Source organism: Sporomusa sp. KB1, assembly GCF_007830295.1.
Classification (GTDB): Bacteria; Bacillota; Negativicutes; order Sporomusales; family Sporomusaceae; genus Sporomusa.
In genome coordinates this window covers 4,230,840-4,255,538 of sequence record NZ_VLKC01000002.1, presented here as the reverse complement: position 1 = coordinate 4,255,538, position 24,699 = coordinate 4,230,840, and the positions used below count along the sequence as shown (strand labels likewise).

The 24,699-nt window shown below is 43.9% G+C and carries 21 protein-coding genes; 3 read left to right on the top strand and 18 right to left on the bottom strand.

Going from position 1 to position 24,699, the window contains the following annotated elements; translation table 11 throughout:
- Positions 1 to 7: 7 nt before the first annotated feature.
- From grpE to gpr, 8 genes are all read right to left on the bottom strand, one after another.
- On the bottom strand, positions 8 to 565 hold the full coding sequence (gene grpE / locus SALPA_RS23595; protein WP_145099817.1) for a nucleotide exchange factor GrpE: 558 nt from the start codon (positions 563 to 565) through the stop codon (positions 8 to 10).
- Between the two features lie 17 nt (positions 566 to 582).
- Positions 583 to 2,166 (bottom strand): TCP-1/cpn60 chaperonin family protein, encoded by a 1,584-nt coding sequence (locus SALPA_RS23590; RefSeq protein ID WP_145099813.1) that lies wholly within the window; start codon positions 2,164 to 2,166, stop codon positions 583 to 585.
- A 14-nt stretch (positions 2,167 to 2,180) separates the two neighbouring features.
- Positions 2,181 to 3,212 (bottom strand): heat-inducible transcriptional repressor HrcA, encoded by a 1,032-nt coding sequence (hrcA, locus tag SALPA_RS23585; protein WP_145099810.1) that lies wholly within the window; start codon positions 3,210 to 3,212, stop codon positions 2,181 to 2,183.
- A 102-nt stretch (positions 3,213 to 3,314) separates the two neighbouring features.
- Complete coding sequence (gene hemW, locus SALPA_RS23580; protein WP_145099807.1) at positions 3,315 to 4,454, bottom strand: radical SAM family heme chaperone HemW; 1,140 nt, start codon at positions 4,452 to 4,454, stop codon at positions 3,315 to 3,317.
- A 12-nt stretch (positions 4,455 to 4,466) separates the two neighbouring features.
- The gene (gene lepA, locus SALPA_RS23575) at positions 4,467 to 6,263 is read right to left on the bottom strand and encodes a translation elongation factor 4 (RefSeq protein WP_145099804.1); all 1,797 of its coding nucleotides are present in this window, start codon (positions 6,261 to 6,263) and stop codon (positions 4,467 to 4,469) included.
- A gap of 85 nt (positions 6,264 to 6,348) precedes the next feature.
- Entirely contained in the window at positions 6,349 to 6,747 is a 399-nt protein-coding gene (locus SALPA_RS23570) for a hypothetical protein (RefSeq protein WP_145099801.1), read from the bottom strand.
- A 20-nt stretch (positions 6,748 to 6,767) separates the two neighbouring features.
- On the bottom strand, positions 6,768 to 7,868 hold the full coding sequence (spoIIP, locus tag SALPA_RS23565) for a stage II sporulation protein P (protein ID WP_255451321.1): 1,101 nt from the start codon (positions 7,866 to 7,868) through the stop codon (positions 6,768 to 6,770).
- Positions 7,869 to 7,975: 107 nt separating this feature from the next.
- A complete protein-coding gene (gpr, locus tag SALPA_RS23560) occupies positions 7,976 to 8,947 on the bottom strand; it encodes a GPR endopeptidase (RefSeq protein WP_145099799.1) in 972 nt (323 codons plus the stop codon).
- 155 nt (positions 8,948 to 9,102) lie between these two features.
- Here gpr and rpsT point away from each other — a divergent pair, with 155 nt between their 5' ends.
- Positions 9,103 to 9,372: a 30S ribosomal protein S20 gene (rpsT, locus tag SALPA_RS23555; RefSeq protein WP_021167716.1), complete on the top strand. Its 270-nt coding sequence runs from the start codon at positions 9,103 to 9,105 to the stop codon at positions 9,370 to 9,372.
- A gap of 53 nt (positions 9,373 to 9,425) precedes the next feature.
- Here the strand turns inward: rpsT and holA are convergent, their stop codons facing one another.
- From holA to SALPA_RS23540, 3 genes are read right to left on the bottom strand one after another with little or no spacing between them, the layout of a single operon-like run.
- The gene (gene holA / locus SALPA_RS23550) at positions 9,426 to 10,466 is read right to left on the bottom strand and encodes a DNA polymerase III subunit delta (protein ID WP_145099796.1); all 1,041 of its coding nucleotides are present in this window, start codon (positions 10,464 to 10,466) and stop codon (positions 9,426 to 9,428) included.
- Positions 10,467 to 10,483: 17 nt separating this feature from the next.
- Positions 10,484 to 12,871: a DNA internalization-related competence protein ComEC/Rec2 gene (locus SALPA_RS23545; RefSeq protein ID WP_145099793.1), complete on the bottom strand. Its 2,388-nt coding sequence runs from the start codon at positions 12,869 to 12,871 to the stop codon at positions 10,484 to 10,486.
- Between the two features lie 2 nt (positions 12,872 to 12,873).
- Positions 12,874 to 13,479 (bottom strand): ComEA family DNA-binding protein, encoded by a 606-nt coding sequence (locus tag SALPA_RS23540; protein ID WP_145099790.1) that lies wholly within the window; start codon positions 13,477 to 13,479, stop codon positions 12,874 to 12,876.
- A 257-nt stretch (positions 13,480 to 13,736) separates the two neighbouring features.
- Here SALPA_RS23540 and SALPA_RS23535 point away from each other — a divergent pair, with 257 nt between their 5' ends.
- Together SALPA_RS23535 and SALPA_RS23530 are read left to right on the top strand one after the other, a co-directional pair.
- Positions 13,737 to 15,152: a sodium:solute symporter family protein gene (locus SALPA_RS23535; RefSeq protein WP_145099787.1), complete on the top strand. Its 1,416-nt coding sequence runs from the start codon at positions 13,737 to 13,739 to the stop codon at positions 15,150 to 15,152.
- Positions 15,153 to 15,165: 13 nt separating this feature from the next.
- A complete protein-coding gene (locus SALPA_RS23530) occupies positions 15,166 to 15,591 on the top strand; it encodes a HutP family protein (RefSeq protein ID WP_145099784.1) in 426 nt (141 codons plus the stop codon).
- 326 nt (positions 15,592 to 15,917) lie between these two features.
- Here the strand turns inward: SALPA_RS23530 and SALPA_RS23525 are convergent, their stop codons facing one another.
- The 7 genes from SALPA_RS23525 to SALPA_RS23495 form a co-directional block, all read right to left on the bottom strand.
- Positions 15,918 to 16,985 (bottom strand): ABC transporter substrate-binding protein, encoded by a 1,068-nt coding sequence (locus tag SALPA_RS23525; RefSeq protein WP_145099781.1) that lies wholly within the window; start codon positions 16,983 to 16,985, stop codon positions 15,918 to 15,920.
- A 22-nt stretch (positions 16,986 to 17,007) separates the two neighbouring features.
- Entirely contained in the window at positions 17,008 to 17,844 is an 837-nt protein-coding gene (locus SALPA_RS23520; RefSeq protein ID WP_145099778.1) for a class I SAM-dependent methyltransferase, read from the bottom strand.
- Positions 17,845 to 17,917: 73 nt separating this feature from the next.
- On the bottom strand, positions 17,918 to 18,949 hold the full coding sequence (locus tag SALPA_RS23515; protein WP_145099775.1) for an iron ABC transporter permease: 1,032 nt from the start codon (positions 18,947 to 18,949) through the stop codon (positions 17,918 to 17,920).
- Between the two features lie 119 nt (positions 18,950 to 19,068).
- Positions 19,069 to 21,081, bottom strand: a complete 2,013-nt coding sequence (locus SALPA_RS23510) for a TonB-dependent siderophore receptor (RefSeq protein WP_145099772.1) — start codon at positions 21,079 to 21,081, stop codon at positions 19,069 to 19,071.
- 40 nt (positions 21,082 to 21,121) lie between these two features.
- The gene (locus SALPA_RS23505) at positions 21,122 to 21,850 is read right to left on the bottom strand and encodes an energy transducer TonB (RefSeq protein WP_145099769.1); all 729 of its coding nucleotides are present in this window, start codon (positions 21,848 to 21,850) and stop codon (positions 21,122 to 21,124) included.
- A gap of 834 nt (positions 21,851 to 22,684) precedes the next feature.
- Entirely contained in the window at positions 22,685 to 23,836 is a 1,152-nt protein-coding gene (locus SALPA_RS23500) for a cell wall metabolism sensor histidine kinase WalK (protein WP_145099766.1), read from the bottom strand.
- A complete protein-coding gene (locus SALPA_RS23495) occupies positions 23,829 to 24,524 on the bottom strand; it encodes a response regulator transcription factor (protein WP_145099763.1) in 696 nt (231 codons plus the stop codon). Before SALPA_RS23495 ends, SALPA_RS23500 begins: the two co-directional genes overlap by 8 nt.
- Positions 24,525 to 24,699 lie beyond the last annotated feature (175 nt).

Below are 24,699 nucleotides of genomic sequence, written 5' to 3'. Positions count from 1 at the left end.
TTGTTAATTAATTTCCTACTACTTTTACCATGCTGGGACGGATTAATCGTCCCTTTACTTTGTAACCTTTTTGCAATTCTTCAACTACCATGCCATCAGGCTGGGTATCATCTGCAACCCGCATGACGGCTTCATGCTGGGTTGGGTCAAAAACAGTACCAACCGCATTGACAGACTCTACACCCATTTGAGACAGAGCATTGTGCAATTGTTTGAAGATCATTTGCACTCCTGTTGCCAATGTATCAAGATCTGTGGCCTTACTGGCCGTTGCCCGTTCAAAGTTATCTACCACAGGCAACAGCTCACAAACAATTTGTTCAGCCACTACTGTTGATAATTCTTCCTTCTCCTGCCTGGTACGCCGCCGAAAATTATCAAAATCGGCCTGTAATCGTTTATACCGGTCAGTCATTTCCTCAATCAACCGGCTCTTCTCCTCTAACGCGCTCATCAATTGACTTACATCATCAGATGCCAAGCATATTTCAGGATTTTCGTCAGCTGTTTCGTCAAGAACACATTCTTGTGCTGGTTGCTCTTGCTCGTTTTCCTTTTGTGTCACTAACTTTCACCTCCAAATTAAAAATCAGGCATGCTGTTATCGGCGCCGCCCGCTTTCTGGGCATTGGCTCCTTCTTCTTTTTTCTTAATAATAGTATCAATACGCAAAATAGCCACAGCCACTTCACCAGCGGCCTTGATAGCATGAAGCTTGACTGGGACAGGATCAATTACACCCCGTACCAGCATATCGACTACTTCACCAGTATCACAATCAACACCTAACGAATCTGAGTTCTGCGCCACTTGCGTAGTTATAATTTCTTCTACTTTTTCCAGTGGATTAAAACCGGCATTCTCTACAATTTGCGACAATGGCTGTTTCAGTGCATTGGCCACACAGTCAAGGCCATAGGCAGCCATGCCTTTGAGATTCTCCCGGTATTTGATAACCTCGCGCGCCATAGCAATTTCGATTGAACCACCCCCTGGTACATAGCCGCCTTTCACTGCCGCCTGTACACTGGATGCCGCATCTTTAGCAATACGCTCGCGTTCTCCCACCACCTCTTCTGTAGCTGCGCCGACCAAAATAGTCGCCATAGGTTTGCCATTACCACCAAGGACGCGCACTTGTTCAAGCTTTTCATCCTGGTATACCTTTTCTGCCGTACCCAGGTACTTTCCAATATCGGCAGATTCTTTTTTAAGACCTGTGCGTTTAATCATGCGTGCACCTGTGTGGTCGGCTACCCGCCGCAAATCCTTTGAGGATACACGCTCAATAACCATTATATTAGCATCTGTAAGTATTTCTTCAGCAGCACTATGTACGCCCCGGTCCACCATAACTACGCTGACACCAAGCTCGACAATTTTCTGCACGTTTTTCTTAAACTCATCTTGCAAATCAATATAGCGTTTAAAGCCGGTCTCAGTACTTAAGGCCTCGTCTTCAATCTCTTCTGGTTCAAGCGCATCATCAACAAGCAGTAACTTGGCATCTACTATTTTTTCCGGCATTTCCTGGGACATACGTTCTTGATCAACAATAACGCCCATAAATACTTCATTGTTAGCACTAGCTTCGGCGGTGATAATTTCGGATAACTTGAAATTGTATTCATTAAGTTTTTCTACGCCGATCAGCCTGGCAGCCTCTACAACTAAATCGGCAATATCCTCATGCTCCCGTCCGGCAATCATGGCAATACTCCGCAAAATAGGGTCATTAACATCAGTAATGCTGCGCGAGCGTTCGCGTACACCCGCTAAAATTTGGGCAATACCATATTTCACACCTTCAATGACCCTAGCGACCGGCACGCCGCGCATGACTTGGTTTACACCCTCTGAGACCAGGCTGCCAGCCATAATTGTGGTTGTAGTTGTACCATCACCCACTTCTGCCTGTTGCGCTTTGGCTGTATTAATAAGCATTTTGGCTGCTGGATGGTTAACATCCATTTTATCTAATATAGTGACACCATCATTGGTAATAATGACTTCACCAAAACGGTCAACCAGCATCGTATCAAGTCCTTTAGGACCGATAGTTCCTTCCACAGCAGCAGTTATGGCCCGTACAGCATTGGCATTTGTTAATAATGCGGCTAACCGTTCATCAACATCAGCTCCACTGCCAGCTTGCTTCAAATTCATGTAGTTCCTCCCATCTATAACACTTTATACTGTTTCAAAATTTCACCTAAATGGCGTTGCATAAACTTAAGCACTGACATGGTTTTACCATATTCCATTCTGGTAGGTCCAAGCACAGCTACAGTTCCTACTACCTGACCATCAATACGGTAGGTGGCCTGAACAACACTGCAATCATGAATGCCAGTATATTTATTCTCCTGACCAATCGTAACAATCACACCGTCACTGTTGGACATGTGGAGAATATCGCACAGTAACCTGTCTTCTTCAAGCATGGTTAAGAGGCCTTTGATTTTATCAACATCCCTGAATTCAGGCTGATTTAACATTTGCGTTGTGCCGCCAAGATACACCTTCTCATTTTTTTCCACAGTAAGTACTTGCTTTAAAAGTGTGATCGCCCGCTCATACACTTGAGGATCAGGCAAAATATCATTTTGTATATCTTTTAGAACCGGCGTTGTGATAAGGTCAACAGCCAACCCTCCCAGACGGGAATTTATAGCATTGGCCACACGCCCCAAATCCTCATGATTAAGCCCCTCAGGTATGGCGATAATTTTGTTTTCTAACAGGCCTGTGTCTGTAACGATGACAACAATCGAACGTCGCTCATCCAATGGTAAAAACTGAATGTATTTAAAGGTACATTGCGACACCTGTGGTGCCAATACCATGGAAACATTACTGGTCATGCGGGACATAATCTTAACAGTTTCTTGAAAAACCTCTTCCATCCGGCGCGCTTTGGTATGATACCAATTATCAATGATTGCGATATCTTTAGCGGAAATCTGAGGTGGAGCCAGCAAGCAATCAACATAAAAGCGGTAGCCTTTGACTGACGGTACTCTGCCAGAGGAAGTATGTGGTTGTTCAAGATAGCCCAAAAGTTCCAAATCTGCCATTTCATTGCGGACGGTGGCTGGACTAATGCCTAAATCATACTTACGGGCAATCGTCCGTGAACCGACCGGTTCGGCTGTAGATATATAATCGTCAATAATAGCCTGTAAAATTTTCCGCTTTCTTTCATCTAACATGGGGTCCACCTCCCTCTTGTTAGCACTCGTGTCAGTCGAGTGCTAACACCTACTAAAAAAATACCACTCATTGGGGTTAATGTCAAGATAGTAAATGTGTATTTAGTCAGGCAAAAACGAACGAAATACAATATTGCCAAACTTCATACCCCGCTCAGTTAACCATATCTGTTTAGTATCTGTTGCCACTAAACCTTGATGGGTAAGATTATCCCAATTTTTACTAAATTGACTAAAAAAATCAGTCGCAAAATATTGGTTAAATGCTGCAACTCCCATTCCCTCTACAGTCCGTAAAGCTAAAAAAATATATTCAGCCATCGACTCTTTTTTTGTAAGCTGTTCTTTCATAGCGACAGCTGAACTTTTGGTTGCTATCGCTTCAATATAGTCCTCAACCCCGGTTACCTGGCTTATCCTCTCACCCTGTAAAAAGGAATGCGCTGCACAGCCAAGCCCCAAATAGGGCTGATATCGCCAGTATTTTAGGTTGTGGCGGCATTCGCTTCCCGGGCGGGCAAAGTTTGAAATTTCATAGCGCATGAGACCGTGAGTGGGTAAAAAATCAGTCATATGATCATACATGGATTCTTCCTCTATCTCATCTGGTAAGATAAGTACGCCTTGGTCATAAGCAGTTGCAAGTGGAGTGCCTGCTTCCAGTTTAAGACCATAGACTGAAATATGACTGGTATGTAGTGCTACTGCCTGCTCAAGTTCCCGGGCAAAACCGTCACTAGTCTGTCCTGGCAAGCCATACATCAAATCAATACTTATATTAGTAAACCCAGCGTTGTAAGCAGCTTCTATCGCCGCAAGACTATCTGGCGTTCGATGAATTCGTCCCAGGCAGGCAAGCAATTTGTCATTAAAAGATTGAACACCAAAACTGAGCCTATTTATACCCATAGCCTTTATCGCAATCAATTGCTCTTTGGTGACTGTACCAGGATTGGCTTCCATACTGATTTCCGCCCCCGGTTGGATAGTGAAGTTCGTAGTCAGGCTTGTAAGTATTTTTTCCAATAAAGGTACAGGCAGTACACTGGGTGTGCCGCCACCAATATAGACTGTGTCAACAGGTGGTTTACATAGCATACCGCCCTGATCAGCAATCTGCTGACACAAGGCGGTAGTATAGGCATCAAACAGATGCTCAGCCAGAGCATAAGAAGAAAAGTCACAATATAAACATTTTTTCCGGCAAAACGGAATATGCACATATAGACCAAGCTTACTCATAGTTATTTACCCTTAGTCCATTTTCAAAATTGCCATAAAGGCTTCTTGGGGAACTTCCACATTACCCACTTGTTTCATGCGTTTTTTACCCTCTTTTTGCTTTTCCAGCAGCTTTCGCTTACGGGTAATATCACCGCCATAACATTTGGCAAGTACATCCTTGCGCATAGCTCTTACCGTTTCGCGGGCAATTATTTTGCTGCCAATAGCGGCCTGAATAGGAATCTCAAACATTTGACGGGGAATAATCCCTTTGAGTTTCTCGGCAAGCTGCCGGCCGCGATGAGTAGCCCGATCCCGATGGACAATTACACTAAGGGCATCCACAGGTTCGCCGTTAAGTAAAATATCCAATTTAACAAGCTCTGAGGTCTGATAGCCACAAAGTTCGTAATCCAGAGAAGCATACCCGCGTGTCGATGATTTCAGCTTGTCAAAGTAATCAAAAATAATCTCACTAAGTGGCAAATGATAGGTTAGCGTAACCCGGTTCGTATCCAGATATTTCATATCTTTAAATTCGCCGCGTTTTTCTTGTGAAAGCTCCATAACCGGGCCTACATAATCATTAGGAACAATGATGGTTGCTTTTACATACGGTTCTTCCACATAGTTAATTTCTTGTACTGTCGGTAATTTTGACGGGTTTTCAATCTCGACAACCTGGCCATCGGTTTTAAACACACGATAAATTACACTTGGTGCAGTAGTGATAAGGGTTAGATTATATTCGCGTTCCAGGCGTTCTTGAACAACATCCATATGGAGAAGTCCCAGGAAGCCGCAGCGAAAACCGAAACCAAGCGCAATGGAAGTTTCCGGTTCAAAGACCAGTGATGCATCATTTAACTGCAGTTTTTCTAAAGCGTCCCGCAAATTCTCATAGTCAGTGCTGTCTACCGGGTAAAGCCCGCAATACACCATCGGCGTAATTTTGCGGTAGCCAGGCAAAGGTTCAGCTACTGGATGTTCTGCCCCGGTAATTGTATCGCCTACCCGGATATCGATTACATTTTTTACGCTGGCAGCAACAAAGCCGACCTGGCCTGGCCCTAATAGGGCAACATTAGCCAGATAAGGCTTGAAAACACCAACTTCCGCTACTTCAACAATCTTATTAGTGGCCATCATTTTAATTTTCATACCTGGCTTAATACTGCCGTTCATTACCCGTACATAAGCGATTACGCCTTTATAAGAATCAAAATGAGAGTCGAAAATTAAAGCACTTAACGATTCGTCAGCCTTACCTGCAGGTGGGGGAACCTTTCTTACAATCGCTTCAAGAATTTCTTCAATACCAGTACCAGTCTTGGCACTAGCCAGAACTGCATCAGAGGTATCTAACCCAATTACTTCTTCGATTTCAGTTTTCACTCGCTCTGGTTCGGCACTTGGCAGGTCAATTTTATTGATAACAGGAATAATCTCAAGATCATGCTCAAGAGCTAAATAAACATTAGCAAGCGTCTGTGCTTCAATCCCTTGCGCTGCATCAACGACTAACAACGCGCCCTCACACGCTGCTAAGCTTCGGGAAACCTCATATGTAAAATCAACATGTCCGGGAGTGTCAATAAGATTGAGCATGTAGGTTTCGCCGTCTTTGGCTGTATAAGCTAGCTGCACAGCCTGGGCTTTGATTGTAATGCCACGCTCCCGTTCAAGGTCCATATGATCTAATACCTGTTCTTCCATCTCACGGGCAGAGAGAGCTCCTGTATACTCCAACAACCGGTCTGCAATGGTAGATTTACCATGGTCGATGTGGGCTATAATTGAGAAATTACGTATATGTCCTGTATCCATATAACTGGGGCTCCTCCCTGGTATAATAAAGCTTTTTTACATACTTCTATAAATTATACCATTAGCAGCCCGCAAACTGCAAGTTTTACCTATATTCACGGATATACTCATCCAACTGCTGCACCCCTTGCCAGGTTTTTGTTCTTAGGGTTTGCGATGCAGTGTCAACATAAGGCTTAACCTGCTTCCAATATTCGCCAGCCACCTGTTTAGCTCTAAATGCTTCGTCAACAAATTGTTGATGCCAGACAGCAAGCCAATATTCTAATCGCGAAAATTCAGTTTCAATTTTCATGGGAACAGGAATTAAATAATTGGCAATAGTTACTATAACACTATTTGCAAAAATTTCTTGCACTGGACGATGAGTCAGTGTTGCCATCTGGTATTCAACTATCCCCACACCAACGGCGATAATTGTTAGCAATATAAATAGACCACGAATAATCAACCTTATATCTGGTGTCACCACCTGTCGGAACATGGCAATCCTCCTTACTGCAACTACCGGTTTTCAGCAAGTATCTCGACCAATATGTCTCCCAGCAGTTCCATGCTCCGTATTGCTTCTTCCTTGCTGCTTTCCTGCGAACCTACCTCAAGTAAGAGAGCGCGCGGGTGAAGATGCTGGTTATACCGCCATTCTACAAGTTGAATACCGCGGCATAAGCCAGGATATTTTTCATTAAGTTTAGCTTCAATTAATTTAGCAAAAGCATGATTCTGCTGCCAATGGGGCTGTGGTAAATCTTGCTGGCCAGTAGCTACAACAATAGTAATTTTGGCTACTTGTATGCCGTTGACGATAGCTGTGATATTTTCGCGTTTTTCAGCATCACGGTGAATATCAAAAATCATTTGCAGCGAGGGGTTTTCATCTAGCATTTTTTGGGCTGTAGCTTCTGAAGGTCCATATGCTTTCATAAAGCTGGGATAGTCATGAATAGCCTGACTCTGGAGGGCTTTAACACCAGACTTTTCAAGCTGGCGGACTAAAGCCTCACCTACTTCTACAATATCACCACGTTGACCGCCCGGCCGGTGTGCAACACCGGAATTAGGAATAAATGCTTCTGCCGTATGGGTATGATAGATCCCCACTAATGGCTTTTCTTTACTTACACTTTGAGAGTCAAATTGGGGAAAATTCGGTAGAGTTGCAGCACTGACAACAGGTGTACCTGGCTTTGTAAAAGCCAGCATAAAAGGAATCTCTTGGGTAAATAAGGTTCGTAAATCCCTAAAATCAATATTTGCCAATAATGACACTAAGCGATGACTGACAGTCCCGGCAGTAAATTCAGGCGTTATTTTTACTGCATTTTGCGGCCTGGATATCTCAGATAACCCTGGGACACCTAAAAACAGCACGGTTTTCGCGTTCGGCCACAAGGCCGGAAGACGTTGGCCATAATAGGCTGATCCGCTTACAGGAATGGCACTGGTTGTACAATTAAGATAAGTACTAAATGCTAATCCTGCTGCCATCGCCATCATGCAGCTAATAAATGCTATATTTACTATTTTAGAGGTGTCATAAACTCGCAGGAACTTAATCCAAAGCCTATTGGTATTGTTTTGCTTTCGCTCTTTTCTTGATACCATTGATTGCTGCCGCCTCCACCAGACTACCTATTGGAATTTTGTTTACATACAATCTATATGCCTGGCAGCAAGACGATAGTACATTTATTATCGGACTAGCTATAGTATTAATGTAAATACATATGAATGTTCTCATAGTCAATATTAGGATGCATCGCTTGATTGATACCACCAGCTACAACAGCAGCAATATCCTCGATAAGCCGGTCAACTTCCTTGGGCGTTACCATAAGGTCTCCGAGCATTTCCGGCAGCACTTGCCGTACAATAGTGTGACGATCCTGATCAGACAAATTTTCCATACTTTTAAAATAGCGGCCAAAAGCAGCATGTTCTTGTAAGGTATTAATGGTATCCATAGCAATTGTAGTGGCATGGACTACAGTTGGCACTCCAATTGCGACAACAGGCACGCCCAAAGAAGCTTGTGTAAGACCAAAACGTTTATTTCCTACACCAGAACCAGGATGGATACCGGTACTTGCTAATTGAACTGTGGTGATTACCCGCTGACTTGACGCTGCTGCCAGTGCATCAATTGCAATTACCAACTCAGGCTTGATTTTACTTACAATTCCCTGGATGATTTCACCTGTCTCCATACCGGTTATCCCCAGGACACCGGGAGAAATAGCACATACTGAACGCACACCGTCTTTTAGTTCAGGAGACAGCATCTCCTGAAGGTGACGGGTTACAACAATTTTATGCGCCGCCCGTGGTCCTAAAGCGTCAGGAGTAACGTTCCAGTTGCCAAGCCCCACAATTAAAACAGTGGCATTACGTGGCAATTTGGTCATGCCAACAAGTTCATTAGCCAAAAAATTCATGATCTTTTGCTGCAGCGGGGTATTTTTGTAGCGGAGGCCTGGTGATTCAATAGTAATGTATTTCCCTTGCATTTTGCCCATCATTCGTTCTGCTTCCGGGGTAGTAATACTTACACGGGTTATAATAGCATCCTCATCTTCACTGGTTTCAATCAAAACACCGGGAATGTCTTCACGCACCCTTTTTGTTAACATTTCACGCGCTTCTAAGGCCAAGTCGGTCCGTACTGTAGTAACGATTTGGTCCATATATGTTCTCTCCTTTAGTCCCAATATGTCTTAGACCTATCTTTTCCGAAAAAAAAGGCACCTATACGAAGCTATTTATTATGGTGTTTTGCTTGCTTTTTCCTGAATGCCATGCTAAAATATTTTAGTAATATATACATAAGGAGGTGAATTACTTGCCAAATATTAAGTCATCTGAGCGTAGCGTAAAAACTGACGCTGAACGGCGTGCCCGCAATTATTCGGTAAGATCAGCGATTAAAACTTCTACCCGTAAGGTGGAGGAAGCTGTGAATGCTGGTAAAGCAGATGAGGCCAAGAACCTCCTGATTAATGCCGCAAGCGTTATTGACAAAGCAGCCGCCAAGGGCGTTATTCATAAAAATGCCGCTGCCCGTAAGAAATCCCGCTTGGCTATTAAAGCCAATGCTACTCAACAAGCGTAATAAGTAAAACCCTGTTCGCTAGCGAACAGGGTTTTCGTTTTTTTTTACTCGTTTTACTCGCACAATTCTATTATTATTTTTTCCAATACTACCGGTCCACTCCTGCTTGCTTTTAAATCCCGGTCAGCGGCTGCTAGACTAAGTAGAGCGGTTTTCAATTTACCTTCATTAAAACTACGGCTTTGTTTGACCAGCTTTTCACCAATAAAACCAGGAACTTTGAAAAAATCGGCAACTTCCCGGCTGCCACGGCCCTTTTGGATGAGATCCTTAACCTGCCAAAGCTGTCTAACTTGCCGGGCTAAAAGAACAAGTATCCGTATCGGATGTTCACCTGCTGTCAATTGCTCAGAAAGTAACGCCAATGCCTGAGGCGTTTGTCTTTGACTTAATGCTTCCACCATGGCAAAAACCGATATTTCCGGCACAGTTGATAAGATCTGCAGTAAGTCTTGCTGGGTAATGCGTGACTTGCCTGTTGTATATAAAAGGACTTTTTCTAACTCATTATTCACAAAATCGAGTGAAACCTGCGGCATCATGCTGACAGCTGCCAATAAATGTTCCTGGGCATCAGGAGCCATTTTTATTTTAAGCTCTGCCAGCCGCTGTGTCAGCCAACTCCTCAATTCTTTACCTTTTAATGGTGCCGCTTCCAACACCACACCGTTTTTCTCCAGCGCTTTAAAAAGTTTGCGCCGTTTGTCAGGTTTATCTGGTGTAATAAATACAACATGACTATAGGCAGGCATGTTGCCAAACAACGTAATTAACCGTTCGGTGGCAGCATCTGTTTTATCCTGAACCTCGCTGCCACTTGCTTTGTGGCCGGCACTAAATAGCCCTGTATTGCGCACAATAATCAGGTTCTTTTCGCCAAGGAATGGTATTGTTTCAATCGTATTAATAAGTTCCTCCCGCTGCGGATCAGACTCAAAAATAATAAGATTCATATCCCGGTCTTCTACAGGCACGACACTGGCAATAAGAGCCTGCTCAACCTGACGTATGTAATAGGTTTCTTCACCGTGCAGAAGATATACTGAAGCAATTTTATTCTGCTTGATACCGGCAAGCACTGCTTTATAATCCATAATTCACCACATTTAATTTATTTTATATAAGGTTCAACTGCTAACTGTTTGCCGTCCGAGGTAAACACTATCGCACCCTGTTTATCTGTGCGATACACTACAATCTCCCTTGCGGCAAGCCGGTTTAGTGTTTCCGGGTGCGGGTGACCGAATTGGTTACCATAGCCGGCAGAAATAACCGCAAATTTAGGAGCGGCAGCTTGTAGAAAAGGCTCGGTAGTGGATGTTCTTGAGCCATGATGTCCTACCTTTAATACAGTACAAGCTGCAAGACCTTTTGTCAAAAGTGACGCTTCCCCCTGTGCTGTCAAATCGCCGGTAAGCAAAAAACTATGCTGCCCATAGCTCACTCGGATTACACTGGACACTTCATTTCCACCAATGGCAGCGGTATGCAAAATGGTCTCAGATTCGTCCCCAGCCTGCTCAATACTAACTATTACCTTATCAAGCTGAAAGCGTTGCCCAGTATAAGCAGGAATAACCGCTAACGGTTGGGAACGAAGCAATGCCTGCACTGGCGGTGAGTATTTCTCTTGCGGCAAGAGCACATTAGCAACCCTGATGGCACTAGCAACACCAGCTGCTCCACCAGCATGATCCTGATGCCCATGGGTTAAAATCAGATAATCAATCGCCCTCACGCCGTAATGCTTAAGATAGGGAGCAACTACCCTCGCCCCGATATCGAAATCTGATTCTCCCATAGTTCCGCCAGTATCAACCAAAACCGCTTGGCCATGGGGAGTAATAATCAAGGTTGCATCCCCCTGCCCCACATCAATAAAATGCACTGTCAGGGGCTTTGGATACAAAACATACACTGCCACGGTGATACTAAGCAGTACTGCTGCCAAACTGCAGGAGCGCGGCCATTGACGAACAAGTTGTCCCGGCCCTGGCAGTTTAAACGGACGCCAGCCATAAATCCAGGCTAAGACGAAATAATACCCGCCACTGCCTATTATCCCGATTGCAGGTATATATACAAAGCTATAAGGCACTGCTGCCAGCAGTTCGGTAAGCAGCATAACAAGGCCGATTAAGAGACTGCTAATCACAAAGATTATATTGCCGGCAACCGGAACCATTGTATAAATAATGACCCCTGCCAAGCCCAGAATAATTACCAGTTCAATAACAGGCAAGACAATAATATTAGCTGCAAAAGAGATCAGTGAGAAACTATTAAAATACCAGGCAATTACCGGCAATACACTCAGCTGCGCCGCAAGCGTCACTGCTAACGGTCCTGCTAGCCAGGAAGGCCAGCGTGACAGATAGTCTACCGTCGGCTGATACAAAAAGACCAACCCAGCGGTAGCGCCAAAAGATAATTGAAAACTAATATCAAATAATAACAGCGGCTGATAAATGAGCATAGCTAATGCGGTAATTGCCAAGGCTGCCGGGGCATAACTTTCCCGTTCAAGTATTACCGCCAGCAGGCTTATAAGCCCCATAAGCGCGGAACGAATGACTGGTGGCGTTAGCCCGCTAATGCAGGCATAAAGAATAACTGCCATAGCCGCTAAGCTTACCGTAAATAAAGGACCCCAACGCAGTCGTCTGCCAAGCCAGGTTATCAAACCAACCACAAGCGCGATATGTGCACCTGATACGGATAAAATATGGATTAACCCTGTTGCTGCAAAATCACTGATAACATCCTTATCTATTCCCTGATAGCCGCCAAACAGAACCGCTGTCAAAATAGCAGCATCATTTACCGGCATTACTTGCTGCAGCCCGGTAATCATTCTGTCTCGCCAGTTGGCCAGGACTACCTGCCAGGAATACCCCTTGTAAGGAGTAAGCACCTGCAGCATTTGTTCTTGTCCGCTCATGCGGGCAGTGATACCCTGCCGTTTAAGAGCGGCAACCATATCAATCTGACCTGGATTATTATAGCCATGAAGCTCTAATAATTTTCCTGTAACGGTTACTTTGTCGCCGTAGGCTGCCGGTTTACTCGTTGCCTCTTTATACTGGATATTTATTCTGATGTTTCCCGTAACAGAGCAGGCCACCTTTGCTCCTGTGGGTATAACCTTTTCCGCTTTGAGCAGATAGCGTACCCGTCTTTTTTGTCCGTCAATCGGTGTTATCTCAGGAACAGCCGCCAAAGTGCCCTCGATATTGACAGTCTGCCCTGCATAATTGCCAATATCGTCCGCTCGTACCATAACAGCCTGATGATAGCAAAGCATTCCAGCTACAAAAAACAGGCCGATAACAGGCCAAAAGCTCTGCTGATAGTTACGAATAATTCGCCATAATGAAGTTATTACCAATAAAACAGCCAATAGTACAAGAGTGGAAAAATGCCAGCTATATAATGCCGCCAGCCAGATACCTGCTGCAAAAGCAGCACAGGCAAATAAAAGGATATTGATTAGTTCCATGGCTACAGGGATATCTTATCTTTAAACTGATTGTATTTGGCTTCACCAATTCCGGGTACTTTTTTGAGGTCAGCAAGATCACTAAATGCCCCGTTTGCTGTACGAAATTGCGCAATCCGTTCAGCCAGTGCCGGACCAATGCCTGGCAGCTTATCAAGCTCAGCCGCAGAGGCGGTATTGATATTAATTTTATCATCAGACTTGCTGTCAGACGCGCCTGAATTGGGAGTACCATTACCGGCAGCAGTAACGGTATAAGGAACATTGACTTGCATCTCATCTTTCAAATGCAATGCCAAATTAATTTTGACAGGATCTGCGCCAAGGGCAAACCCGCCTGCTGCAGTAACCGCATCAACAATCCGGCTGCCTTGGGGAAGTTTATATACACCGGGTTTATTCACTCCACCGCTGACATAGACGACAACCTCGCTGCCTGAAGGGCTATTCACAGTAGTATTGGTGGCTGGTAAATTCCCCGGAGCAGTTGACACCGCGCTCTCCCCCGGGTCACCAGGATCTTTTTGCCAAAAGCTATGGAAACTATAGACTACTATCCCGCATGCCAGCAGAACCACAATAAGAAGCTTTTTCTGCAGAATCCCCATAAGTCCTACCTCACATTATGCTTTTGACAGTACTATTTCAACATATTGCACCAATATCCTGCCAAGTTTGCAATATTTGTAAATTATTTTACAGATATCACCATTGACACTTTTTACCTAATTGATTACCATAAAATTTGTAGAATTAATGTTTTGGCTCGGTAGTGTAGGATGGCAGGATTGTAATAGCCCGGAAAGTGAGTGATTTGTGTGTAACCGGCCAATAACTAGTTAGGTGTAGAAAGGTAGGATGGAGTATGTCGATACAATTTTCAATCGTGGTTCTGTATATTTTTATGCTTTTTATCATTAGTCTTTACGCCAAACGTAAGGCCTCAGGTGGCAGTGTAAACTTTTTATTTGGTGGACGGCAGATGAATACGCTGTTAGTCGCTGCCAATGTTACTGGTTTGGCCGTAGGCGCTGCCTCGACCATTGGCGTTGCTGAAAACGCCTTCACCGCAGGTATTGCTGCCGGCTGGTATAATGGCGCCTGGTCAGCAGGTGCCCTGGTAATGGGTATACTCGCGGCAGGTAAATATCGTGCAATGAACTGCACTACTATTCCTGAATTATTTGAGCGCTATTATGATAAAAAAGGCCGTGTCATTAGTGTTATTGGTTTAATTACCATCCAATTAGTCATAACCTCCATGCAATACTTGGCTGGCGGAGCCATTTTATCTTCTCTGCTGCCCGAGATCTTCTCTTTTACCGGCGGGATGATTACCAGCGCCGTTGTTTTCATTGGCATAACGTTGATCGGCGGCCTATGGTCTTCTGGTTTGTCAAATGTCGTCAGTGTTGTTTTAATTTATGTTGGTGTTATTACAGGAACTATCATGACAGTAAACCAGCAGGGTGGTTTACCTGCCATCGCGGCCAAATTACCGCCTGGCACCGACTGGTTTGGCCCGCTCGGCGGTCTGGGACCAGCTACTATAATTGCCTGGTTTGCGGTCATGATTACCCAGTCAATAACAGCGCAAGGCCCGGTACAAGTTGCTTGTGGCGCTGCTAGTGCCAAAGCTGCAAAACACGGTTTTATTTGGGGCGCAGTCCTAATTTTCCCGATTGGGTTCCTTTGTGCCGTCATGGGTCTTGCCGCCAAAGTAGCGATGCCTAATGTTCAGGCAACCTTGGCAATGCCCAAGATTATTATGGGACTTGATCCCATAATCTCCGGTACCACCCTTGCCGCCTTATGGGCAGCCGATGTATCAACAGCCTGCACCCTGCTGCTCGGCGCGGGCACCTTGTTTTCCCAGGACATCTATAAACGTTTCATCAACTCTGAGGTTACGGAAAGTAACTATGTCATAATTAATCGCGTAACCATTTTAGCCCTTGGGGTTATTACGCTATGGCTGGCCTTTAATGCAGTAGGAATTTTGAAAACCTTATTACTGGGCTTAAGCTTAACAACAGCTTTTACACTTGTATTTCTCTCCACCCTCTTTGCACCAGGCTTATGCCGCCGAAGTTCAGCTTTCTATACAACACTTGCCGGCATCCTGGCGCTATTGGCTTGGCAATTCATTCCTGCAGTGCGAGTATTTGCCCAACCCATCTATTTAGAGTGGTCAGTCTGTTTGCTAACCTTCCTGACAGTGGCGATCTTTGATACGCAGAAAATTACTACAGATCAGCCTATCATTATTACGAACGAATAATAGGAGAGCACTTATGAATGATGATATAACCAGTATCGATGTCGGGCGAGCTGCTTTACGAATGGCGATTAGTGACAGCAGACAAGATGAACAAGCTGTCCGCCAGCTGCTTGCAAAACAAAACATGCAGGCAGTAGCCGTAGATTTTGGTGGCGAGTTTATTCCTTCAGTGAAAAAAATTATTGAACGGGCCGCTGTGGCTGCCCAGCGTCAAAATTTAGTACCCTCCAATCATATCGGTGAAGGCGCTGTTGCCGGTGCTGTGCATGACGCCTTAGAGCAAATTGCCACTAAAGCCGTAGGCCTTAATGTGGGCGGCAAAATTGGTATCGCCCGTTATGGCGAACATCTTTGTGTAGCTGTTTATTTTGGGGTTGGCGTATTAAATCTTAATGAAGTTGCCATAGGCCTTTCCCATCGTTCATTACCGTTAGGCTAACTAAAAGAAGGGTGTCTCAAAATAGGTTGTTTAACCTAGGCGAGGCATCCCCTTTTGTTTTTAGCAAGCAAAAACTAAGATATTTTGATAATTAAAGTCCAATAGACGAAGATGCAAGCTCAGTTGCAGCATGCTTACACTTAGCTTACTTACTATTTTCCATCGCTAAACAAGCAACCTGGTGTCCGGCAGCATATTCCAGCAAATAAACCTCCGCCAATAAAACGTATATGAAAAGCTGCCTTCTAAACAGAATTACTGTAAAGAAGGCAGCTTTACCTTTATATTTTAAAAATTTTTTCTAGTTATTCAAATATATTATCCCTTTAAGGACGTTTGCCGTTAAGTATTTTTTCCGCTTCTTCTGCGGAAAGATCATAGTTATAAAAAGTTTTAAAGAAATCTATTGTTTCCTTAACCATATTGATATGTTCAAATTTATTGGGGTGTAAAAGCTTGGCCGCCCATTGAATCTGCAATGCCTCTTCCGCGCCATAACGATCCCAGAAAAATACCCCTTCTGGATTGATATATACCTTGCCTTCTTTTATTGCTCTTACATGTTGCCATGCCGGATTCTTCAATAGTCCGTCAATATTTCCACCTTTCATAAACGCTGTATTTCCCAGGATGATAATATCCGGATTCCAGTTGCTCACCTGTTCCAGCGACACTTCCTTGCCATTGCCGTCCATGTCTGCCACATTGGTGCCACCGGCTACTTCAATCCAGGAATTTACAATGGTATCTTTTCCATCCACCATCAAAGGAGTCAATGATGTAATATGCAGAACCTTCGGCCGCTGCTCCCGGGGAATTGGGGATGTTATTGCGGTTATCCCGGCAAGTTTGCCATCCAGATAGGCTATATATTTTTCCGCTCTGTTTTTTGCCTGCTCACCAAGAATTGCGCCGGTAATTCTAACACACTCTTTTAAACTGTCAAAATCCGTAAAATAAAGTTGAACAACAGGAATGCCCAACCTTGCCAGTGTTCCCGCGTTCTTGCTATTGGAGGTAATAAAAATAATGTTCGGTTTTGCCTTTACCAATTCTTCCATATTGGTACCTGCTGTATCAAAAACAGCTACCGCATTGTTCAATTGCGGGTTTATTTTTTCCATCCACGGCCTTTGCGCCACTGCTGTCGTGGCTACTACCTTGTCACCTTTACCTAAAATACATAGTATAGCGTGGTGGGCAGGCCATGCGTCTGCAATTCGGTCAATTGCTGCAGGAATTTTTACTTGTGCCCCACTCATATCGGTGATAGTAATGCCCGGTTTTGACTCCGTTGCAGGTGAATTGGTGACCTCTGCACATCCAGACAGCAAGAATACAATTAGTACCATACTCCCTAGCAGTATATTCTTTAGATATTTACTTATCCTCATCGTTTCACATCTCCTGTAGTCTCTATATCATCATCTCCTCCGGCCGCCACCACATCACAAAAGTTTTAGTCTTTCTCAGGAGTTTAAATCCCCCGTCTTGCTTTGGCAGCAAATAACGATCAATATTCCGGCGGTATTGCTCTTCAAATTCCGGAAGAATCTCGCCAACAAAACGTAGCTCTGCATAGGCCTCTTCTCTGGAAACATAATCACGCTCAAAGCCATCGTCCACCACGACAATATTCGGATTTGCTCCCATATCATATACCATATTAAACATAATATTATAGCCAAACATGCGGGCATACGGATCCTGTGGCACTTTTTCCGGCGCAATGCCCGCAAGAAAGTCCAGTTGTATTTCCCGAAGACTTGGAGCATTTGCCCAGCCTAAAATATAGACATATTTCCTGGCAATAGCATTGATTTTTACTATATCGGAAAATCCCACTGAGCGCGATGCAATTGCGATATCATGTTTTCCAACATTTTCAACTGCGTCATCTGATAACCAATTAGACATTAGCGGCGTAATATTGTCAACGCCTTCACTCCTGGCATTTTCCATACACTTTGCCAGCATCTCTTCGGAAACATCTAGCGCTGTAACACGCTTTACTTTTTTTGCCACGGGAACAGACAATCGTCCTGGCCCACAGCCGATGTCCACTACCGAATCCTCAGCAGACAACAGCATCTGCTCCACCTGGTTCTTAGTAAAATTCTTTTCCAGCTTTGCCATGCCGTCATACATACCGGCAAAACTTCCCCAGCGTTTTTTTTGCGAGTCCTCATCCATATTGGCAAAGGGCATCTGCCTGTGTTGCTGCAAAACCTCCCAATTGATCAATCCATTCATCGTCATGCCTCCATATCATACAAAAATATTTTTCCGTAACCACTTGGTCGTAAAGCTGCCATTCTTTCCTCTGTTAAGCCCATCCCTTTCGCGTATTTAAGAGCAAATACAGGAAAAATGGCGCCCCAATTATGGAAGTCAAAATTCCTAAAGGAACTTCCAAAGAAAACAAGGTTCGCGCTAAGTTATCTACTATTAACATAAATATACTACCCATAAGGCTTGATGCAGGAAGCAAAATTTTGTAATTAGGTCCCACCAGCAACCGGGACAAATGAGGCACAACCAGCCCCACCAGTCCGATCACGCCGCTAATTGCCACCGCCGAAGCCGTTATCATTGTTGCACATATAACAACGCAAAACCGCAATCGAACGGTATTTATCCCTAATGCTTTTGCTTCTTCATCGCCAAAAGACATGACATTCAGGTTCCAGCGCAGCAATGTCAACACAAACAATCCGGTCAGAATCGGAACAGCAGCCAGATACACGTCACTATCGTTAACAGAAGCCAAACTGCCCATTAGCCAATAGGTAATAGCTGGCAGTGTGTTATTGGGGTCAGCCACATATTTTATCAACGAAACAAATGAGGTAAATAAAGTTCCTATTATAATGCCTGCCAGGATCATCATCAGAATGGTTTCGCCTTTTTTCCCCAACCAGATTGCAATCATGTATGTTATCACCACAGCCAATAATCCAAAAGCAAAAGCAGTCACTTGAATGCCAACCGCATCTAAGGACAGCAATATTGCTAAAGCTGCACCAAAACTGGCACCGGATGTCACTCCTAAAATTCCGGGAGAGACCATTGGATTGCGAAACATGCCCTGATAAGCGGCACCAGCAGTGGATAAGGCCGCTCCCACCAATATAGCGGCCATAATTCTTGGCAACCTGATTTTTAGCATGACAATTTCCATATCCTCTGGCCAAAATGGTGTCAGGTGAATAATTTTTGATACAAGAATTCCAAAGGCAATATCTGGTGCAATCGCATAACGGCCTACCGTGAAAGATAAGAAAAATATACCGATTAAGATCATGATTAATATGATAATTTTTAATGATTCAGCAGACTGCTCAATTACTTTTGCCATATTACCCCTTCCATTCCACAGAACCGTCATAAGCCATCATCATAACGGCTGTTCAAATGGTCCGCTATTTTTAACCGTTTGATTTGGCTCCTGTCCAATACCGGCAATATTCGCCTTATTTAAAACTTCTTGCTGAGCTCAATCCCGTACTCAGCGCCGGAATCATAATAGTTCATGCCTTTGACATAACGTTGGTCGGTGATATTGCGTCCATACACAGTAAGTGTTGTATTCTTGTCCAATTCTTTGCTGATGTTGGCGTCGATGGTGGTGTACCCGCCTATGGTACCTGCCGTCGTCCAAGTGTCACTCAAATTATTGGCATTTGTCGTACCTTCAAACTTGCTAACATGCAGCAGCATGATATTGGCCGCAAAATCCTTGTTTTTATAGTTAAGTGCTAGATTATAGCGATTATGGGGAGACTGGCTGTCATCTAGCGCATTGCTTGAGGTGAAATAGGAGTAGCCACATTTATAACCGAGCTGATCGGATAAATTGCCATGAAATGCCAGTTCAAATCCCTTGCGCACCAAATCTTTGCCGGTATAGATGGACGAAAGATTATTATCCGCGTCATAATAGTATTTTCCTGTAGATACCCGGGCTTCATTAATATCATAACAGAATGCTGTCAATGAGGCATTTAGCATTTTATTATAGTTTGCTACAATACCGGCCTCATACTTATAGCGTTCTTCCGGATCCAGTTTTTCATTATTTTCCGTAAGGAGATATTTTCCGGCCGGTTGGCGCGAATATCCCAACCTCGAAGACAGCTTATAGACAGAATCCATTTGATAAGCTGCTCCCAGAGAAAAGCTGGTTGAATCTCCATCCCATAACTCCCCATAACTATTATCATAGGCTACACCACTTCCACTGCCGTTATTAAAATATTTAGCAACCCCTTTGGTAATATGTTTTTTATCCAACCGTGCCCCGGCATCCAGTGTCAGTTTATCATTAGCCTGTCTTTCCCCGTACAGATAGGTTCCGTACAATTCCTCCTGACGTTCGTAGCCCGCTGTTCCCTGCACCCCAGTCGGCGAATGCCACCATATAGCCTGAGTGCCAAACTTCAGCGTATCCCGGCCAAAATTCATCGTATGCATCAAATTCAATTCGCGAAGGTATTCATTTTCGTCTATGCCTTTTCCCGTTTTCAGCGTAACTCTGGTTGATCGTACCGAACTGTAGCCGAAGCTGAAGGAGGTTGTATTATGTTCATTCCATTGTTTAGCTGCATTAGTCGTGAATAGTGTCGTATTAATGGGATCCCATTTGCCCAAAGTGCTTAAATTCATGTAATTGCCATTTGCGTCAAACCAGGCTTGCTGGTCATTCCTGCCACGGTTGACCATCAGTGTCATATCAGCAAACCAGTCCGGGCCTTTGTCGCCGACTTTCAGAAAATAAGTGTCTAAATCCCTGCCGTTATACCAACCACTCTTGCCGTCGCTCCTGTCTTTCGCATAGCCCATTGTATAATAAGCCGTATCATTGATCTGATCACCATGCACCAAACTCATTTTTTCCGTGTCAAAAGTTCCGTAACTTATCTTGGCTTGGTTAATCGACTTGGTGGCTTTGAGGGTTTTTATGATAATGTAGCCTTGATTGGGAGTACCGCCCTTGCCGAAATTGCTGGCAATTGAAGCCACTGGCCCCATTGTCAGAATGGATGCGTCTCTGACAAAGGTGACGGATTCGATAATGTCAACAGGTAGGTTGGCAATTACACGCGAAGCCTGGGTTTCGGGAAAATAAACACCATCAATGATAAACCCGACACTATCGCCACCACGAGTCTCGACTTTGTAATACCCTTTATTACCCCAGCGCATACCGATAATCCCTGACCCGCTTTCGATTAATTCCATTACATCCTTGGGGTGCATGGCCTCAATTTCTTCCCTGGTAATGATTTCTGTTGCCGCCTTACTGCTTTCTGGAACAGCCAAACGATCGTAACCAGGTGTTTTTTCTTTTTCCGGCTTTGCTGCCGATACTACCACAGGATTCATTTCACTGTCAGGTGCCGTCTCTACTGCAAAGGCGGATGACGATACAGTGAATAAAGAGGATACGACAAGAGCTGCAATTGCTTTTTTGGATTTTTTAATTTTCATAAATAATCTCTCCCCTGAATTATTTTGTTCTTAGGCTTATTTATTGAAGTTTAAATATAACAGGTACAACAACCCAGGCCGGAACTGGTCGCCCGCCTTGATAAGCCGGACTGAACCGCCAGCGGCGCAATCCTTTGATAGCCGATTGATCTATGCTGCCATAACCGGAGCTTTGCACAATTGCCGAATCACTAACCATTCCATTTTCGAGGATTAAGACCCGTATGCGCACTGCTCCCTCCCAACCGCGAACTCTGGCTTCTTCCGGGTAAGACGGCGGTGGACCGTCAATGACATAGGGAAGCCTGCCTGAACCGCCGGACAGTGAACTTTCGGAGGCGCCATTACCATTACCATTACCATTACCATTACCTAACTGGTCGGTCATAGTCGTGGCAGCACCATCATTACCAGCAGCGGTTCCGGTCAGTGTTGTTTTGCCTTTGAATGTCAATTTTTCGTCAATAGCATTAGCATGATCTAAAACGGGAGCAGGCTGGGCAAGATTGGAAGCCTGCTCGGATGGAAGCCGGTCGTCTGTTGCCGGTTCAGGCCGACCAGACGGTGAGGCAGTCGCTGCTTGTACCAGTGCGTCGGCATGATCGTCATCACTGATATATTCACCCAATTCCACTTCAATGGGGAGCAGAGGCTCTGGCAAAGCCTTCTGTTGTTGATCCTGAAAGTACATAAGCCCGATGCCGGCAAAGATCACCAGATGGACAATTGCGGACATGGAAAATGCGATTCCCCAATGTTTTTGTATCATTGTAGCCGTAGCCGATTTGGGTTAGCAGGATATTTTTGCAAAAAATTACCGTAGTTTATCTTCTCCATAAATAAAGCCTCCTTATTGTTGTACTTCATCGGAAGTAAGTGCATAAGTCTTGTCAAAATAATAACCGGACGCCTCCTATTTTTGATAAGGAAGCATCCGGTTATTATCATTAAATAATCCGTAAATTACATTTTGCGAATAGAAACTAAGCCCTGTTTTTTGAAGTCACAACTTCATTGTAGATTCAGAACCTAGCAGTATGCATAACTATCCCGTAATGTAATTTGAATGTTCCTTTCCAAAAGAAGACGCAGCCTTTCCAGCTACACCACCGATTGCCTATCATGCCTTAATGGGTTAGACAAAACTATTCGCCAGTGTATAAATTTTAAACTCCACTTAACCGTCAGTAGTACAATCCCAACATTTTACTCTGTTCATGCTTTAACAAAGATTATGTTTGAAAATAAATTCCTATTTTAGACATTTTTTCTTGTATTTCTACATTATTATATACTATAACTACCAAAAATGTAAAGTAGTATATATGTTTATAACTAACATAAATATAATCTAATGATTATTTATATTTGTTTATGTTTATTTATATTTGTTATAGCTTACTTATATTTAGAAAGCACTAGATTTCGCAAAAACATCTAAAAAATCACTTTTTGCAACACTATTGTTTAGAAAGTAAACATCGCATCGCCAGATGATCCGGTTCTGGTGCAAAAAATAAAGCCGTGACATAATCATTACCTTAAAAGTTGGGGTAATGATTATGTCACAGCATTTGTTTAAATGGAAACATTCATGAAGAAATTATGGCTTTTTTGTGAACTTTGCAGGCAACAGGACATAAAAGGAACTCCCCTTGCCAATTACACTATCGACTTGCACCTTACCGCCGTGAATTTCAACGAGCTGTTTAACAATAGCCAGACCAAGTCCTGTACCCCCACTTTTTCTATCCCGTGATTTGTCACCTCGGTAAAAATGGTCAAAAATGAAGGGTAGATCGATCGCGTCAATACCTGGACCGCTATCGTCGACAGTAATCTTTATCCAGTCTTGCTCTGCATACTTGGTTAGTTCGGTTGAAACAGTTACATGACCGTTTTCCGGCGTATAGCGAATAGCGTTAGTAATTAGGTTATAAAATATCTGGCAAATTCTATCGGTATCAGCTGTAATTGTTGGCAGATCAGGCGTCAAATTTTGTGAAACGGTGATTTCTTTCTCGTCAGCAAGTGGTTTCAGCATGTACAAGGCCTGTTCAACGGTATGATTAACATTAACGTCTTTGACCTCTAACGATAACTGCCGAACCTCTGCTAATGACAAATCCTTTAAGTCCTTAATAAGGCGGGACAGACGAACAGCCTCTTCATGGAGAGAAGCAAGCTTTTGGAGGTTAGGTTCAATAATGCCATCAATCATCCCCTCCAAGTGGCCTTGGATTACTGCCAACGGGGTTCGTAGTTCATGAGCTATATTAGCAAGAAATTGCTGCCGAAGTTTATTGTTACTATCAAGCGTTTCTGACATCTTGTTAAAAACCAGCGCAAGCCTTCCAACTTCATCTTTTGAATTAACGGGAACCTTCTGGGCAAAGTTGCCCCGCTCAATCTCCAAGGCAGCTGCACTGAGTTTTCTTAAAGGTGTAGTAATACTACGAGCCAAGAAATAACTGGCGGCCAATCCCGCCATCAGTATGGCTACGCCAACCCAAATGAGCGATTGATGTACAGAGGTTAGAAAATTTTGTTCGGGTATCCCCATCATACCCGCTTGCTCCTGTCCACTTGCTCCCATTTGTGTTATCATACTGTGATGAACTTCCATTTGCTGAATAGTAACATACTCTTGGAACAAATCAGTCATTTGAGAATTAGCTAGGTAGATAAGCAAAAAAACAGTGATAGCTACCGCCAGGAACATCAGACCTGTAATTCGATAAATGATACTATTCATTCTGAGTCCCTGCCATTCGATATCCCACACCGTACACAGTTTGAAGGAATACCGGCTCTTTAGGATTATCCTCAATCTTGCGTCGCAGATTCTTCACATGTGCATCAACGGTGCGTTCATACCCCTCAAATGAGTAGCCTTGCGTCTGCTCAACAATTTGTAAGCGACTGAATACGCGGCCCGGATTGGACGCAAGTAGCTCTAAAATCTTAAATTCGGTGGGCGTTAGCTCAATAGGTTGTCCATCCTTTGTTACTTGATGCTGTTCAATGTTAATAACTACATCTCCCATTTGCAGCGGTTGAGTTTTCACTGTTATTCCCTTTGTTCGGCGGAGTATTGCTTTAACACGAGCCACTACTTCTTTAGGGCTGAAAGGCTTGGTGACATAATCGTCGGCACCAATCTCCAGTCCAACTAGTCTATCGCTCTCTTCATCCCGGGCGGTAAGCATTAAAATAGGCACCTCACTATCCCGCCGAAGTGTCCTACAGATATCCCATCCGTCCATTCCAGGAAGCATTAAGTCAAGTACCAAGATATCAGGGTTCTTATCCCGGGCTGCTTTTAAGGCAGTCAACCCATCGTTGGCTGTATATACGACAAACCCATCTTTTTGAAAATACAATTCAAGTAGCTCTACCAACTTTACATCATCATCAACAATTAATACTGACTTCTGTGACATTGCTTTTCCCTCCAAATTATAATATTGCTGACAGAAAACTGGCGTCACTTAAAGGACGCCAGCTAGTTTTTACTTTAATTAATACCCAGCCTCCTCTAGCTGCTGGCCATGTGACTAACACTATACGTTACATTTCGTTGAACTATATTCAATATCCTCTGATCGTCGATAGTCC

Excerpts from the sequence above, each read along its gene's own strand:
- SALPA_RS23540 (WP_145099790.1), bottom strand. The coding sequence starts at position 13,479 with ATGGGGATTCTGCAGAAAAAGCTTCTTATTGTGGTTCTGCTGGCATGC.
- holA (WP_145099796.1), bottom strand. The coding sequence starts at position 10,466 with ATGGATTATAAAGCAGTGCTTGCCGGTATCAAGCAGAATAAAATTGCT.
- SALPA_RS23530 (WP_145099784.1), top strand. The coding sequence starts at position 15,166 with ATGAATGATGATATAACCAGTATCGATGTCGGGCGAGCTGCTTTACGA.
- lepA (WP_145099804.1), bottom strand. The coding sequence starts at position 6,263 with ATGGATACAGGACATATACGTAATTTCTCAATTATAGCCCACATCGAC.
- SALPA_RS23535 (WP_145099787.1), top strand. The coding sequence starts at position 13,737 with ATGTCGATACAATTTTCAATCGTGGTTCTGTATATTTTTATGCTTTTT.
- SALPA_RS23525 (WP_145099781.1), bottom strand. The coding sequence starts at position 16,985 with ATGAGGATAAGTAAATATCTAAAGAATATACTGCTAGGGAGTATGGTA.
- SALPA_RS23495 (WP_145099763.1), bottom strand. The coding sequence starts at position 24,524 with ATGTCACAGAAGTCAGTATTAATTGTTGATGATGATGTAAAGTTGGTA.
- gpr (WP_145099799.1), bottom strand. The coding sequence starts at position 8,947 with ATGGACCAAATCGTTACTACAGTACGGACCGACTTGGCCTTAGAAGCG.
- SALPA_RS23570 (WP_145099801.1), bottom strand. The coding sequence starts at position 6,747 with ATGTTCCGACAGGTGGTGACACCAGATATAAGGTTGATTATTCGTGGT.
- SALPA_RS23590 (WP_145099813.1), bottom strand. The coding sequence starts at position 2,166 with ATGAATTTGAAGCAAGCTGGCAGTGGAGCTGATGTTGATGAACGGTTA.
- SALPA_RS23505 (WP_145099769.1), bottom strand. The coding sequence starts at position 21,850 with ATGATACAAAAACATTGGGGAATCGCATTTTCCATGTCCGCAATTGTC.
- SALPA_RS23515 (WP_145099775.1), bottom strand. The coding sequence starts at position 18,949 with ATGGCAAAAGTAATTGAGCAGTCTGCTGAATCATTAAAAATTATCATA.
- hemW (WP_145099807.1), bottom strand. The coding sequence starts at position 4,454 with ATGAGTAAGCTTGGTCTATATGTGCATATTCCGTTTTGCCGGAAAAAA.
- SALPA_RS23500 (WP_145099766.1), bottom strand. The coding sequence starts at position 23,836 with ATGAATAGTATCATTTATCGAATTACAGGTCTGATGTTCCTGGCGGTA.
- spoIIP (WP_255451321.1), bottom strand. The coding sequence starts at position 7,868 with ATGGTATCAAGAAAAGAGCGAAAGCAAAACAATACCAATAGGCTTTGG.
- SALPA_RS23520 (WP_145099778.1), bottom strand. The coding sequence starts at position 17,844 with ATGAATGGATTGATCAATTGGGAGGTTTTGCAGCAACACAGGCAGATG.
- SALPA_RS23545 (WP_145099793.1), bottom strand. The coding sequence starts at position 12,871 with ATGGAACTAATCAATATCCTTTTATTTGCCTGTGCTGCTTTTGCAGCA.
- SALPA_RS23510 (WP_145099772.1), bottom strand. The coding sequence starts at position 21,081 with ATGAAAATTAAAAAATCCAAAAAAGCAATTGCAGCTCTTGTCGTATCC.
- hrcA (WP_145099810.1), bottom strand. The coding sequence starts at position 3,212 with ATGTTAGATGAAAGAAAGCGGAAAATTTTACAGGCTATTATTGACGAT.